General features: G+C 33.7%; 15 protein-coding genes, 2 tRNA genes and 1 pseudogene. 2 read left to right on the top strand and 16 right to left on the bottom strand.

All coding sequences use genetic code 11. From position 1 onward, the window contains the following. Positions 1 to 479: 479 nt before the first annotated feature. From ACH6CY_RS15000 to ACH6CY_RS14955, 10 genes are all read right to left on the bottom strand, one after another. Positions 480 to 1,031 carry a hypothetical protein gene (locus ACH6CY_RS15000; protein WP_374068127.1) on the bottom strand — a complete coding sequence of 184 codons (552 nt, stop codon included), beginning with the start codon at positions 1,029 to 1,031 and terminating at the stop codon, positions 480 to 482. 465 nt (positions 1,032 to 1,496) lie between these two features. After that, positions 1,497 to 2,507, bottom strand: a complete 1,011-nt coding sequence (locus ACH6CY_RS14995) for a tyrosine-type recombinase/integrase (protein WP_374068126.1) — start codon at positions 2,505 to 2,507, stop codon at positions 1,497 to 1,499. Positions 2,508 to 2,664: 157 nt separating this feature from the next. Further along, positions 2,665 to 2,738, bottom strand: a tRNA-Arg gene (locus ACH6CY_RS14990). Positions 2,739 to 2,741: 3 nt separating this feature from the next. Further along, a tRNA-Gly gene (locus ACH6CY_RS14985) sits at positions 2,742 to 2,815 on the bottom strand. Between the two features lie 287 nt (positions 2,816 to 3,102). Then, positions 3,103 to 3,621, bottom strand: a complete 519-nt coding sequence (locus tag ACH6CY_RS14980; RefSeq protein ID WP_374068125.1) for a metallophosphoesterase — start codon at positions 3,619 to 3,621, stop codon at positions 3,103 to 3,105. A gap of 11 nt (positions 3,622 to 3,632) precedes the next feature. Further along, the gene (locus ACH6CY_RS14975) at positions 3,633 to 4,226 is read right to left on the bottom strand and encodes an XTP/dITP diphosphatase (RefSeq protein WP_374068124.1); all 594 of its coding nucleotides are present in this window, start codon (positions 4,224 to 4,226) and stop codon (positions 3,633 to 3,635) included. A 3-nt stretch (positions 4,227 to 4,229) separates the two neighbouring features. Further along, a complete protein-coding gene (gene rph, locus ACH6CY_RS14970; RefSeq protein ID WP_374068123.1) occupies positions 4,230 to 4,982 on the bottom strand; it encodes a ribonuclease PH in 753 nt (250 codons plus the stop codon). 190 nt (positions 4,983 to 5,172) lie between these two features. Continuing rightward, on the bottom strand, positions 5,173 to 6,261 hold the full coding sequence (locus ACH6CY_RS14965) for a GerMN domain-containing protein (RefSeq protein WP_374068122.1): 1,089 nt from the start codon (positions 6,259 to 6,261) through the stop codon (positions 5,173 to 5,175). 203 nt (positions 6,262 to 6,464) lie between these two features. Beyond that, a complete protein-coding gene (racE, locus tag ACH6CY_RS14960; RefSeq protein WP_374068121.1) occupies positions 6,465 to 7,271 on the bottom strand; it encodes a glutamate racemase in 807 nt (268 codons plus the stop codon). Between the two features lie 23 nt (positions 7,272 to 7,294). Further along, positions 7,295 to 7,759 (bottom strand): MarR family winged helix-turn-helix transcriptional regulator, encoded by a 465-nt coding sequence (locus ACH6CY_RS14955; protein WP_374068120.1) that lies wholly within the window; start codon positions 7,757 to 7,759, stop codon positions 7,295 to 7,297. Positions 7,760 to 8,355: 596 nt separating this feature from the next. Between ACH6CY_RS14955 and ACH6CY_RS14950 the strand changes: the two genes are divergently transcribed. Together ACH6CY_RS14950 and ACH6CY_RS14945 are read left to right on the top strand one after the other, a co-directional pair. After that, entirely contained in the window at positions 8,356 to 8,577 is a 222-nt protein-coding gene (locus ACH6CY_RS14950) for a hypothetical protein (RefSeq protein ID WP_374068119.1), read from the top strand. Positions 8,578 to 8,827: 250 nt separating this feature from the next. Then, the gene (locus ACH6CY_RS14945) at positions 8,828 to 9,076 is read left to right on the top strand and encodes a hypothetical protein (RefSeq protein WP_374068118.1); all 249 of its coding nucleotides are present in this window, start codon (positions 8,828 to 8,830) and stop codon (positions 9,074 to 9,076) included. A gap of 62 nt (positions 9,077 to 9,138) precedes the next feature. Here ACH6CY_RS14945 and ACH6CY_RS14940 read toward each other — a convergent pair whose 3' ends face one another. The 6 genes and pseudogenes from ACH6CY_RS14940 to ACH6CY_RS14915 all read right to left on the bottom strand — a co-directional run bounded on the left by ACH6CY_RS14940 (position 9,139) and on the right by ACH6CY_RS14915 (position 13,914). Then, a complete protein-coding gene (locus ACH6CY_RS14940) occupies positions 9,139 to 9,660 on the bottom strand; it encodes a hypothetical protein (RefSeq protein ID WP_374068117.1) in 522 nt (173 codons plus the stop codon). Between the two features lie 195 nt (positions 9,661 to 9,855). Then, a pseudogene (locus ACH6CY_RS14935) lies at positions 9,856 to 10,703 on the bottom strand (IS3 family transposase). Continuing rightward, entirely contained in the window at positions 10,703 to 10,879 is a 177-nt protein-coding gene (locus ACH6CY_RS14930) for a hypothetical protein (protein ID WP_483874867.1), read from the bottom strand. Before ACH6CY_RS14930 ends, ACH6CY_RS14935 begins: the two are co-directional and overlap by 1 nt. Before the next feature lie 118 nt (positions 10,880 to 10,997). After that, a complete protein-coding gene (locus tag ACH6CY_RS14925) occupies positions 10,998 to 12,539 on the bottom strand; it encodes a hypothetical protein (protein WP_374068116.1) in 1,542 nt (513 codons plus the stop codon). Further along, positions 12,532 to 13,245 carry an ABC transporter ATP-binding protein gene (locus ACH6CY_RS14920; protein ID WP_374068115.1) on the bottom strand — a complete coding sequence of 238 codons (714 nt, stop codon included), beginning with the start codon at positions 13,243 to 13,245 and terminating at the stop codon, positions 12,532 to 12,534. Before ACH6CY_RS14920 ends, ACH6CY_RS14925 begins: the two co-directional genes overlap by 8 nt. 12 nt (positions 13,246 to 13,257) lie before the next feature. Continuing rightward, positions 13,258 to 13,914, bottom strand: coding sequence for an ABC transporter permease (locus tag ACH6CY_RS14915; protein WP_374068114.1), 657 nt, complete (start codon positions 13,912 to 13,914; stop codon positions 13,258 to 13,260). Positions 13,915 to 14,099 lie beyond the last annotated feature (185 nt).

Below are 14,099 nucleotides of genomic sequence, written 5' to 3'. Positions count from 1 at the left end.
AGATTTGGGGAGGTACTTCTTTTTTTGTATCTCAAACTTGTTGGGGCACAAGGGTTATAAATTATGAAATTCACTCACATAGAAAAGATTTTTTAAAAAGCCCTCGTTTGGTGGTGCCCCCTAAACATACTAAGATTAGTATTGTTTAGGGGTGCAGTACCTGCAATACCGAGCCCATTTTACTCGAGTTTCCTGATGAAATAACCGTGTCTAACTTTCTTACCTCCAGTCAAGTGGTTTAGGGGGTACTTCAAATCAAGGTTCGTATTTTGATAGTCACCTTTTAATTATGTCCCAGCCTTTTGTCTAATCAAAACAAACACAGTAGGGAATCTATAACTTGAGATGTTACCTTGTTAAATTTATTTTTACATATGCTATTATAGATTTTCTATTATAATTCACATAATAGACGATAAGATTTGATATTTATAAATTATTCACTAACTTTAAGGTCCATTCAGACCTAGAACCTCTTTTTAGTTTAACATATGAATTTGTTCCAAAGGTATAACTTCCAGTAAATGCAATCCTATCCCAACTAGATGGAGTGTTATAGGAATAACTATTCCTGATGGATATCTAGTTGCCGCTTGACTTCCTACTGGCCACCCACTTGCTCCAAAGCGAACTCTTCTATTACTTAATGACACTGATGAATCTGCTACTTTCCATCCACCAGTTACTCTGTCTAGTTCTCTCATCGGAGTGCGATTTCTTGTTAATTTGGTGTAATAAATTCTACTGTAAGCTTGAAAATAGTAAGAACCATCCCAAACACCATCCCTAGTATCTGACATTGTTGAAACAACATTATTGGCATTAGATATATCATTAAAAGTTGTCACAACAATTTTTTCTTTTTTTAATCCTTTTTTAGTAGTTTCTTCTATTATTTCGGATGTCACAAATTTTTGAGATTCTATTAAACTTTTATTCAAAGGATTTGACTTAGTAATTTGCACAGCATTTATGTCATTATATTTTGATTTAAGTTCGGATAAAGGAATATCTGATATTCCAGATTTCACATCTTCATATGCTTCTTCAATACTTTTTTCATTTAATTTCCACCTTTTTTCAAATATTTAATAATATAATCTTATCAAATATTCTGAATTTTGCTAACTTTTTTTAGAATAATAATATTTAATGCAAAAATATGTTATTATTAACTAAAAGGAGGCGATTTTTTGAGAGATAATAGAAATGAAACTACCAAAAGTGATAACTTTGATACTTTTGATAGAAGTTTTGTCGGAAAACCAGGATGCATGTTGATACTAGCTTTAATTGTAGTAATAGTGAGTCTGATTTATAATTATTTTAACTAAGCCAATGATTTTACTAGAATCTATAATAAACTTTTTTAAAACCCGAAAAGAATTATTATTAAAAAATCTTTTTCGGGCTAATTATTTTTGATCTTTCCCCTGCATAATGATATCATAAACACCAGTGTTAGTTTGATCTAATTTCTCCTCAAATAATAAAGATCAACAATCATTTTTTTTAAAACCATCGTTGTACCGTATAAAAGCACGAAGATTACTTGCTACCTCATCAATATCTAAATGTAAATACCTAGTTGTTACAGCTATATCACTGTACCCTAAAGCCTTTGAAATTAAAGCCACATTTGCCCCTTTATCTAGTAGTGATTTTACAAACCCTCTTCGAAGTGCATGGGGGTTAATGTTTTTCAAACCATACATTTTAGAATATTTATTCAACCGTTTCTGAATATTATTATGTGTATTCGATGTTGCAATTCGGTCACCATACTTTGTTACAAAGAGAAATTTATTTTCTTTTCCATACTCTATCCTTACAATGTTATCTTGTCTTATCAATACGTCTAACAACCTTTTTAATGTATCATCGAATGGTATTTTAACTTGTTGATGGTTTCTCATTATACTTCCTTCTAAATTTAAAATATTTTTTTTAGTGTCAATATGTTTCTCTTCAAGTTGTGTTAAAGTATTTAGCCTGATACCAGTTCGAAACATTAAGAGGGTAGCTACCCCATCTCGTAGTTGAACAAAATTATTTAAGTCTAACAGAGATAGCAAGATGTTTACTTCACGCTCAGTTGCTCCTTCTTTTATTTTTTGGTCTACTTTGATGTTTATACTTTTCCAAAATTTCACTTCAATCCATCGGTTGTCAAAGCAATGTGATAGAAAAGCCTTTAAACACTTTAAGCGAGTAAGCTTTGTCTGATTGCTAACTGCCATGCTATCTAACCAATAGTATATGTTATCAGCTGTAATATTTGGTACACATCGTACCTTTGTAACTGTTTGAAAGTGATTTACATGACGTACATAGTCCTCAATGGTACGAGTTCTATTTCCACTCACTTTCACTTGTCGTGTAATCACTTCTAAAACCTTTGAAACTGAAATGGAGTCCTCTGATTCCTCTTTTATTTGTTCATGTTTAATTTCAGCTTCTTTGTGAGTAGATATACCGCCTATCAACTCTAACATCAATATCGACATCAAATGTTCCTTTTCTTTTAGTCATACAAAAAAACCTCCTATATCGAAAGTGTGTAAGTCGATATACGGTGTAATTTCTTACATGACCGTTATACTGACCGTTTCACTAAACAATATAGAAGGCTGATTTGGCAGGATTTACACCCGCTATCTTTAGCGTCCCAGGAGAGATTCGAACTCCCGACCCACAGCTTAGAAGGCTGTTGCTCTATCCAGCTGAGCTACTGGGACTTATGGAGCGGGTGAAGGGAATCGAACCCTCGACATCAGCTTGGAAGGCTGAGGTTTTACCACTAAACTACACCCGCATTTAATTATAAGTACTTCGCTATTTCATATACGCAAGACATGTCCCTGCATCTGCTAGCTTATTCGAGCTGTTCATGCTTCGGGACAACTCGATGTATGTTCGACGATGTTTCGCTCGTGGCTGAGGTTTTACCACTAAACTACACCCGCATCATTCAATTACTTGTATGTATTATCAGTTACTTCTCTTGTAACAGACAAGATTAATTATAGTAATTATAGATGACTTTGTCAATGAATAAATGAAAAAAATTGCGGAAGAGTCGAGATTCTTCCGCAATAGCTTTTATGAAAGCGTTGTTTCAAATGCTAAATCCTTCACTTCATTTCCTTTTAAATCATAAAAAGTAACGGTAAAGGTTCCTTCTTGGTTCCACGAAGCAATTGCATATGTTCTCTCTTGTCGAATCCGTGGAAGTCGTATACTGCCTGGATTGATTATAATATGATCCTGCACCTGCCAAACACCTGCAATATGTGAATGACCATGACAGATAATTTGAGCACCTACTTCTTCTGCTCGATAGGAAATTGGCATTAACGACATTTTTACATTATGTAAATGACCATGTGTAATAAAAAACTTCATATCTTCTACGTCAAAATCTAATTCATTTGGGTAGCGGGAATCAAAGTCACAATTTCCGGCAACTTTCATAAACCGATCCATTGGTTCTTCATCAAAATCAAGCTCGGAATCTCCGCAATGTACCATGTAATCTACTTTATCCATATATTTATCTGTTATAGTAATTAACTCGTTCGTCCAGCCATGACTATCACTTATAATTAATACGCTTGGCATGTGATCACTCCTTACTGCTCTTTTACCCAAGTTTCTAACTTTTTTAACGCGTTTCCTCTATGACTGATCGCATTTTTTTCAGCTGATGAAAGTTCTGCCATTGTTTTTTCCATGTCCTCTGGTTGAAAGATGGGGTCGTAGCCAAATCCATTTGTTCCAATCGGTTCATGCGTAATCTTTCCTTCACAGGTCCCGCGTTTCGTTATCGTTTCTTCTCCAGGTCTTGCAACTGCTAATACACAAACGAAGCGTGCTGTACGCTTTTCATCGGGTACGTCTTCCATTTCGTTAATTACTTTATGTAAGTTTTTCGTATCATCTTTGTCTTCACCAGCATAACGCGCTGAATAAACACCTGGTCTACCATCTAAGGAATCAATTTCTAATCCTGAATCATCTGCTAGAACGGGCATATTTAGCAATTCTGAAATTGCTTCTGCTTTTAGTATCGCATTCTCTTCAAAAGTTGTTCCTGTCTCTTCTACATCCTCTACTGGCTCATCTAAATCAAGTAAAGATATTATTTCAATATCATACTTCTGAAATAAATGCCGAAAATCTTGTACTTTTCCTTTATTTTTTGTTGCGATCAACCATTTCTTCATCACTTACTCCTCTTCCTTTGCCTCAAAATGACTCGCCCATTTACCAATCGCTTCTTGTTGTTTCTTAAAAATTTCTTTCAATCCTTGATCAGCAAGATTTAGCATCGTTTGTAATTGTGCCGGACTAAACGTTGCTTCTTCTCCTGTGCCCTGTATTTCAACGAATTCGCCTTTACCTGTCATTACAATATTCATATCCACATATGCTTGGGAGTCTTCTTTATATTCCAAATCTAAAATTTCTGTTCCATCAGGCATCACACCAACAGATGTTGCTGCTAAATAATCAGTGATAGGCATTTCTTTTATAACTGATTTATCCATAAGCTTGCCAAAAGCTAAAACCATTGCAACAAATGCGCCTGTAATAGATGCTGTTCTTGTACCACCGTCTGCTTGAATTACATCACAATCAATCCATATGGTCCGTTCACCTATTTTATTTAGATCAACAACAGCTCGTAATGCTCTACCGATTAATCGTTGAATTTCCATTGTTCTTCCTGAAACTTTCCCTTTAGAGGATTCACGGATATTGCGTTGGTCTGTTGCTCGTGGTAACATGGCATACTCCGCTGTTATCCAGCCTTTTCCTTGTCCTCTCATAAATGGTGGGACGCGTTCTTCAATACTTGCATTACATATGACTTTCGTATCTCCCACTGTTATCAAAACAGAACCTTCTGGATGTTTTGTATAGCCAGTTTCAATGGTAATTTCACGTAATTGATTTACTTGACGATTATTTGATCTCATTAATATTCATCCTTCCTTGTCATACTCAATCATCTTAACATATTTTTCTCTTGTTCGAGAAATTCATTCTATTTTATAAAAAACTTCGATTAACATTCTTTACATGTAATTATAGCTTACCATTTTTACGAGTAGATTTTATACTTTTTGATTAAAAAAAGAGCTGAACGCTTCAGCTCTTTTCAAAAATTTATAGACTTCCTGTTGGTACAAAAGCATCACGAGTAACAGGCTCTGTATAAGGGACACCATCTTCATTAAATACTTGGTCTACCCCTTGTACTTCTACAGAAATTGCATCAATTCCCGATTTGTCTGTTAATGTTCGTACTAACGTCTCCATCACTTCATCAGAAATCGAAGAAGTATTTTCATCATTTAATATTTCTTTACTAAAACTGACATGTAACACACCATCTTTAACCTTAGGGTTTTCTGTAACAGATACATTTGGATTAAAAACATTTAGTAAATTCAAATCATAGGCTGGCCCTTCTAATAATGCTTGTACCATTGCTTGAAAATCTTTTTGCTCGTCCATTTCAACATACTGTGTTACTGGCACGTAATAAAATTGTTCATTTTGTTGTGTTGGATAGTAAAGCGTAACAGCTCTACTATCCATTAAATCAATTCCATCTGGGTGGTAAATATTTATTCCATCTGTTCGTGAGTACCCTTCTTTTAAAGACATGCCGTTCACAGGCATTTCTGTTTGTTCTTGACCATTGATCCAAATTGTAACACGATCAACATTATCAAATTGTGTTAGGGTATAGGTCATTGCTTGGACAATCTTTTCTTCTTCTTCTGGTTGATATTTCGAAAATTCTTCTGATAAATCCACAATGAGTGTACCATCCGCTTGTAGGTTTAATCCTACTATTTGTGTACCAGCAGGTAAGACTGCTTCAAATCCATTAGGTAAAATCGATGTTACCGGACCATCTTTGACTATATACTCCAACACTTGCTGTGCAACCGCATCCGTTTTTGGTAATTCTACCGTTTGCGGAACGACTAACCCTTCTTCACTTAATAAATATAGTTCTCGTGAAACCGTTTCTGCATCATTTGCCTCTACTTCTATTCCTTCTTCCTCCTCAGATGTATCATCCGCTTCTCCAGCTGTTTCTTTACTTGTTTGATCTTTCGGCACATCTATCTCTTCTAATGTTTGTCCCCCTTTAAATAGACCACATCCAGCTGTCAACAAGAGTACAAACAACATAAGCAACCCAATAGATAATTTCCGTTTCACTTCTATGTTTCGCTTCATGCTTTCCCCTCCTACGATGGTTTGTACTATTATATATACGAGCATGTTATTCAAAATAGACCAAACAGTTATACTTGAATTTCAGAATAAAAAAAGTTTTTCACTGTAAATGCAGCTACTAACAATAACAAGGGAATTCCCTATTTCATCCTAGATTAGGTTGTTTTTTAAACAAAGAAAAAACAAGCGGTGTATCCACTTGTTTAGGTTGATGTAAGATATGCTGTTTCTACCGTTGTTACCGGAATATCTAACCATTGTTTTGCAATCTGTTTAAATATTTTCGAAGAACCTGTTGTGTAAAAAGCATGTCGAGGTATACGTTCTCCTTCATATAACAATTCTTGATAACCTAGAATCGCACTTACTTCACGCGCAGTCTCCTCACCAGAAGAGATAACTGTTACTTCTTCTCCCATGACAGACTGAATCGTATCTTTTAACAATGGATAATGTGTGCAACCTAAAATTAATGTATCAATTATTTGCTCGTTTTTTAAAGGTTGCAATGACTCATCTACTACACGATACGCTTCTTCACCCGTTAGAATCCCTTTTTCCACCATTGGAACAAATCGTGGACATGCAAGATCATGCACGTTAATTTCCGAATGAATACTATGTAGCGCATCTGGATATGCTTTACTTGCAATAGTTCCTTCTGTCCCAATTACTCCTATCTTCATGTTCTGTGTACTTTTTATCGCTGCACGGGCCCCTGGTTGAATAACACCAATCACTGGTATTGGTAATTTTTCTCTAAGTAAATCCAATGTAAAGGCAGTTGCGGTATTACAGGCAATCACTAATAATTTAATTTTTTTCTTCATTAGAAAATCTACCATTTCCAATGTATATTGAATAACTTCTTCCCTTGGTCTTGAACCATAAGGACATCTAAAAGTATCTCCTAAATAGATTAATTGTTCTTTTGGTAATTGACGCATAAGCTCGCTAGCTACTGTCAGACCACCAACTCCTGAGTCAATGACTCCTATCGGCTGATCCACATAAATCCCCTCTTCTTTATATGCTACTTATTTTTGATTTTTTCCTTGTCCATTTTCATTTGATTATGAAGCAATTGTAAAACATTATATAGTACATCTACTTTGTCATTTGGTACATCATTTAGCACATCTTGAAGATATACTTGTCTTTTTTCAATGACTTCTTGAATAATTTGCTTACCTTTATCTAATAAATGTATTCGAACAACACGTCGATCTTTTGTATCTTTTTTACGTTCTACTAATGAATTTTTTTCCATTCGATCGACTAAATCAGTTGTTGTGCTAAAAGCTAAATTTATTTTATTCGATAGTTCACCAATGGTTAAATCTCCATCTTCTAATAGCCATTGCAGGGCAATAAACTGTGGTGTAGTAATCGGATAATTATTTAAAATTTCTCGCCCTTTTTGCTTAATAATACCTGAAATATAGCGTAATTCCCTTTCAATCTCCGCTATGGTCGTTGCACTTTTCACTTCATTCACGAGTGCAAATCCTCCTTTAATAGTACATTCATCCTTCATCATATCATTTTTCAAGGTGGGATGGATAGATTTTGTTATAAAGATCGGGGAAACACTGCTTTTTTAATGATTTAACTGTGACAATGAGGCATTTGTAATTGAAATTAAGGTTATAATTTAACAAATATTAAAAATAGATTGTTAACTGAAAATGAATGGATTGATATTAAGAAATGAAAATTATAAGGTTTTTTATTTATTTTATTATTGAAGGATTAGCTCTGTACTCTTTATCTAATATGTTAGAGAAAATCATTTTCAGTTCTATAATGAACTATACCTCAATTAGTGGACTAATTAATAAAAGTCCTTGACTGGGGTTTATTATATTATTTATATCTTACTGTTATAATTAAATTAATAATAATAGTACGTTTTATCAGAAGAAGTAATTAGTATGGAGCAGCGGAAATACACTTCGCTTTCCACGGGAACGGCTTCAACTTCCCAAAGTTTACTTACGTTCACTTTGGATGATTTTCAGCTCGTGCTTTTCCCGTAAAAGTCTCGCTTACTTCCACTGCTAGTAAAAAATTAACTTTAAAGGGGTGTTTAACATGAGTAAAACAATTTTTAATGCTAAACAAATGGATATACTTGAACAAAACCCAAATGGTGATAAAGTTTCGGATCATTCAATTACCTATAGCTCTCGGTTTAAAATTCGAGCCGCAAAGGAACGTTTGGAATGCAAAGGCCCTCAACAGATATTTATTGATAACGGATTTAACCTTAAGTTTATAGGTTTTAGAAAGCCTAACCAGTGTCTCAGACGATGACGTAATACTTATGAAAAATATGGTGAAGCGAGAATTAAATACTCGGAAGCTGAAAATGACTTTCTAAAAAAGTTAGACGAACTCGAAAGGCAGGCGATGAAGAAGAAATATTTCTGACCTTGTTACCTTCTAAAACATCGTATTCTCGTTTTTTAGCGAAACTAAATGAATACAATGTTTTAGAAAAATTATTCCTTCAAGCTAATTAGAAGGTTTCATATATAATTTTTTTAAAAAATGAGGTGATTACTTGTTGGTTTATGTTCCCGTTGCAATAGGTATTGGGGTTGGTATTATAATGTTATTTCTTACAAATTTGCTTAGAAACATAAGTGCTTCTTTCTCAAATATTCCTTCCTTAGTTGGTTTTATCACTTTTGTTATTTTAATTGTGATAGGTTTTTATGTTGGAGGTTTTGAAGGGGTTGCATATGTCATATTAGGTGTCACAATTGTGCTTTTTTCTATTGTTTCTTTTACTAAGTCCATTAAAAATTAGATTTGGTTCGAATTAACAATGAAATCTCACTAAATGTGAGATTTCTCAATCATGGATAGTATTTAGCATGAGTACAATGAACCCATAGGAAAAATAGCAAGCACAATTAAATGTAATGCAGGTGAAGCATACAACCAGTTACTTTTAGCACAAGATATAAGCTCGCAATCACAACCGCAGTGTTTAAACAGCGGGAAACAACCATGACCCCACTCATATTGAGCTTGGATATCTCGATCGTTATCACCTTTGAAATCATTGATATCAAATTCTAAATTTTCGTCGTGAACGAATTCTTTCACTTTTACTTGGCTTCGACTTACTACTAGCGTTTCCACTTTTCTTTCTTTTTCCTCAAAAATAACAGCTAGAATATCTTCTTTTTCTTTATTGTGATTTTTTGAAAATTGGTAGTTTAATAATATATTTCCAAATTTCAGTATTAAACGCGTAACATTATATACACTATCGGCTTGATCATCTATTATTAGTTTATAATTATTCGCTGAAGGGATCTCAACGGTGCTTTCTTTGAAGTATGGAATATTTTCTACTATTTTTTTATAGTCCGCATGTTTTTTCACTTTATTTTCGAAGATAGAGTGCGTTTCTTCTTGAGATAGTTTTTGGATCTATGTCAAGATATTGGACACTTAAAATATTTAATTTTTGTCAATGCTACCGCACTTCGCTTGCTGCCCTCTCAATTGAAGGATCGGCATTCTCTCCTTCCTTCAATTGAGAGGTAACTAAACTTTTACTCTATCAGTTGCATTCACTTATTGCACATACTTTTTCTCGTAAGCTATCGGTGATAAATAACCAATAGATGAATGAATACGTTTGTAGTTGATAAAGGTCATGAGATAGGTAAATATGCTTCTTTTTGCTTCTTCTCTTGTTTGATACTTCTGAAGGAATATGAACTCCTTCTTGATCACACTATGAAAAGATTCCATACACGCATTATCGTAACAGTTTCCTTTTCTGCTCATACTTGTAGTAATCTTATGGTCTCGCAGAATTGCTTGGTAGTCATACGCTGCATATTGACTACCACGATCCGAATGGTGAATAATTCCTTTCTGCGGTGGCTGCTGGTTTATTGCTCTTTTTAAAGCTGTAATGGTCAATTCCTTTGTCATATGTCTACTCATTTCCCAGCCGATGATTCTCCTTGTAAATAAGTCCATAAATACAACCAACCTTCTCTTGTCCATACATAGGTTATATCACCAACCCAAACAGCTCCAGGTTTGTCTACGTGAAAGTTTTGCTTCAATAGATTCGGATAAATAGGATAAGAATGCTCAGAATTTGTCGTCGCCTTGTACTTTTTTACCGTTTTAGATCGCAAGCCATTATCGCTCATGATACGAGGCACAGTCTTTCGAAATATATCCAAACCCTCTTGTTTTAATTGTTTAGTGATTTTAGGGCTGCCATACCTTCTCTTGGACTCCATATAAACTCGCTTCACTTTGGCTGTTAGCTTTTCTCTACGCTTTTTCTGTTCACTTTTATCTCGATTCCTCCAGTCATAGTAACCACTTTTCCAAACACCTAATACTTCGCACATCTTCGCTACACGGAACTCGTGTCGGTGTTTTTCGATAAAGTCATACATTACTTCTGGTTTTTTTCGAAGATGTCCATAGCCTTTTTAAAAATGGCAACTTTCTCTTCCAAGTCACGAATACGTTTCTCCTTTTCATAATCAGCTTGATCCTTGGGATTAAGATTCTCACTTCCTACAAAGGCATCCTCCTGGTCTTCCTTATGCTTATCCACCCACTTATGCAAGGTTTGATGAACTAAATCTAGCTCTCTTGCAACTTCAGCTACCTTTCTTCCATTTTATACATTTGTTAGAACAGCTACCTATTTCTTATTTACAAATAGTAGCAGAATCAAAATTTCATTACTTTAAAATCAAATTACTAGTTGTAATTTTTTCAGACATAGCTATAATCGCCATAATTTCTAAAAAAATTATTGATATTATTAGAAATGAATTATCTATAAAAACAGATGCAATAATAATAGGTATAGTTATCATACTTATAACAGCAGTAACTATTGTCGCTTTACTTTGCTTAACCACTTCCATATCAGAACTCCAATTATAAGATGGAAAACGTAAATTAACTAAAAAGCCAATAATACTTATCATAAAAAGCGTAGACACTAATAAAGCGGTAATTATTATTAAATAAAGTACACTTACCTGAAACACTGTATAGAACACTATGGAAGTTAAAATAATACCTGGCAAAAATAAAAGAACATTTATCAATATTTTCCCAAATGCTATTTTCTTAATATTAATAGGAGCTACTAACATAATCCAAATACTTCTTCCTTCAAATGAGATACTACAAGAAGTTGTGGTTGTAAGTATAACAAAAGTAAACGCAATGAGAGTATATATATGCTGCGCAGTAATAGTAAACCCTAGTAAGTCATAAGAAAATGAATCTAGATTGGGTATTATTCCAGTAAGTATGCATATATTTAATATAACAATTCCTGCTGGAGTTAAAATGGTATTGCTTACATAAGTAAGGGAAGAAAAGTAAAGTTTAAACTCCTTGGATAATAAGCCAATCTCAGGTGAATTTATCTTAAATGCGGCATCTCCATTTCTTTTTTTCTTCCGATTATTTATTTGATTTCTAAGAGAATCATGAAAAGCAACCATTATATAAACTACTAATAATGTGGCCATAAGCGTAATAGCAATTAATATAATCATATTTAATAAAAAGGGAATACTGCTTATTGCGTTAAGAGGATAACGCAAAACAGATGAATTTATAAACCACTCTTTGTAGCCAATACTTCCTGAGTTAATGATAAGATAAATTAATGGAGTTACAAAAATCCCCAATGTCAGGATTGACTCAGTTACATTGTTACGTAATCTAATGAGTATTAGTATATTTCTTACTAACATTGAGATGATAAAAGTTAAATTTGTTGATAGCAAGGGAATGATAAAACTTAATAAAATAACCATAAGGATTACGGGTAAAAATTGGCCTGTTAACGGAACAACTAGAATAGATACAACAATTAAAACAGTAAAGGTCAGTGCCATATGAACCAAATATTTACTTAATAAATAGAACAGTTTAGCTTGCCAATTTTTAATTGGCAGACTATAAATGAATTCACTATCTTTTCCTTCTATCACATCATCAAATCCACTAAGTATATTCCATATTCCAAAAATCCAAAATAAAATGGATGTTAATAATACCAAAAACGCCTGAATGTTATTGTTTACATTTAAATCTATTGCAATGAAAACGACATATCCTAAAAACATTAAAAATGCTGCAATATATCCTGATATGGTATACATAGCATGTTTTCTTACTTCTTTATTGCCGCTTTCTATATTCGATAATTGCGTTTGATTTTTTAATCTAAATAAAAATAACGACTTAAGGTTATTCATCAGAAGTCACATCCCTAAATATTTCATTTAATGATGCTTTTTTGAGACCATTTTCCATTGTGTCATTTACAACAACCTCGCCTTGATTTAAAATGACCAATTTATTACATATTTTTTCAGCAACTTCAAGAACATGTGTTGAATATAAAATGATTGCCCCTTCACTGGCTCGACTTCTCATTTCGTTTACTAAAAAATCGGTGGCATTGGGATCCAAGCCTACAAATGGTTCATCTAAAATTATTAATTTGGGATTATGCATTAATAGTGAAATAAGCACCAACCTCTGCTTCATTCCATGTGAATAACTGGAAACCAAATCATGAATCGCATTCTCAAACTTTAATTCTTTTAGTAAATATCTTAATCTCTCTTCAAGTTCAGTCTCTTCCATTCTATAAAGGGAGGCAATTAATTCAATATATGCTTTTCCTGTCATATTATTGTACAAGGTCGGAGTGTCTGGTGAATAACCAATAATTGATTTATAATGCTCTGGATCGTCTTTTAAATTTGTATCGTATAATTTCACTTCCCCTTCATCAAACGTATGTATACCGACAATCGATTTAATCGTTGTCGTTTTTCCGGCCCCATTTGCTCCAATAAATGCACAGATATCACCTTGATGTAATTCCAATGATAAATTCTTAACTCCTTTATCAGAGCCCTTATACGTTTTACTTAATTTTTTAATGGATAGCATTTCATTACCTCCTTATATTTTCTTGATAATAACTTTAGCTGCATACAAACTAATAACAATATAAATAATTGGTGCAATCATCAATAAAAAGTTAGAATGCGTATTTTGGAGTTGGCTTTCAGCTAATATAAGTGCTCCGCTAGGTAAAAACAACGCCAACGTTTCATTAATACCGCCTAATAACATAAAAACCATTGCTACCATGATTGTTGTAACACCAATAAAAATGGAACTACTTATAAACGTGCTTAATAATACTGCTATGCTGATGACAAAAAGAATCCACAGACTATAAAATACAAGGAACAATAAGAAATTAATCAATGGATAATAATCAAAAAGATAGATAGAGTAACAATAAGAAACTATGGAACCAACGGAGATACATACCATACTAATAAACCAATTCCCAAGTAGTTTTGAAACAATATACTGCATGTTTGATACTGGTCTTGTAAATATAAACCCTTGAACTCCACTATTTTTTTCAGATGCTATCATTCCCATAAAGCTGATGACCAGCACTATCAAACCAAGTTGGTTAAATTGCCCGGAAAAAGTTGCCAGCAGAACTTCATTAGCCTGGGGTACAGGTGCATTAGGATCCATCATGATCCCATCAACACCGCCTAAACTTTTAATAATTACTTCCATGTACTTGTCAATCAAAGGCTGCGTTACTCCAAGAATAGTAAAGAATACCTAAATTGCAATATTAAATGCAACACCCTTTGAGAAACCACTGATTAAGGTTTACCTGTATTTGTGGATCGTGTTGCCTAGGCAACACGATCCACAAATTTCGCAAACGCTTCGCCTGGTGTCTGATAGTTTAATATTTTCCTGGGAAGTGT

It is taken from the genome of Paraliobacillus sp. JSM ZJ581 (assembly GCF_044383835.1).
GTDB lineage: Bacteria > Bacillota > Bacilli > Bacillales > Amphibacillaceae > Paraliobacillus.
The sequence above is the reverse complement of the archived record's forward strand: the minus strand, read 5'-3'. Positions and strand labels throughout refer to the sequence as shown.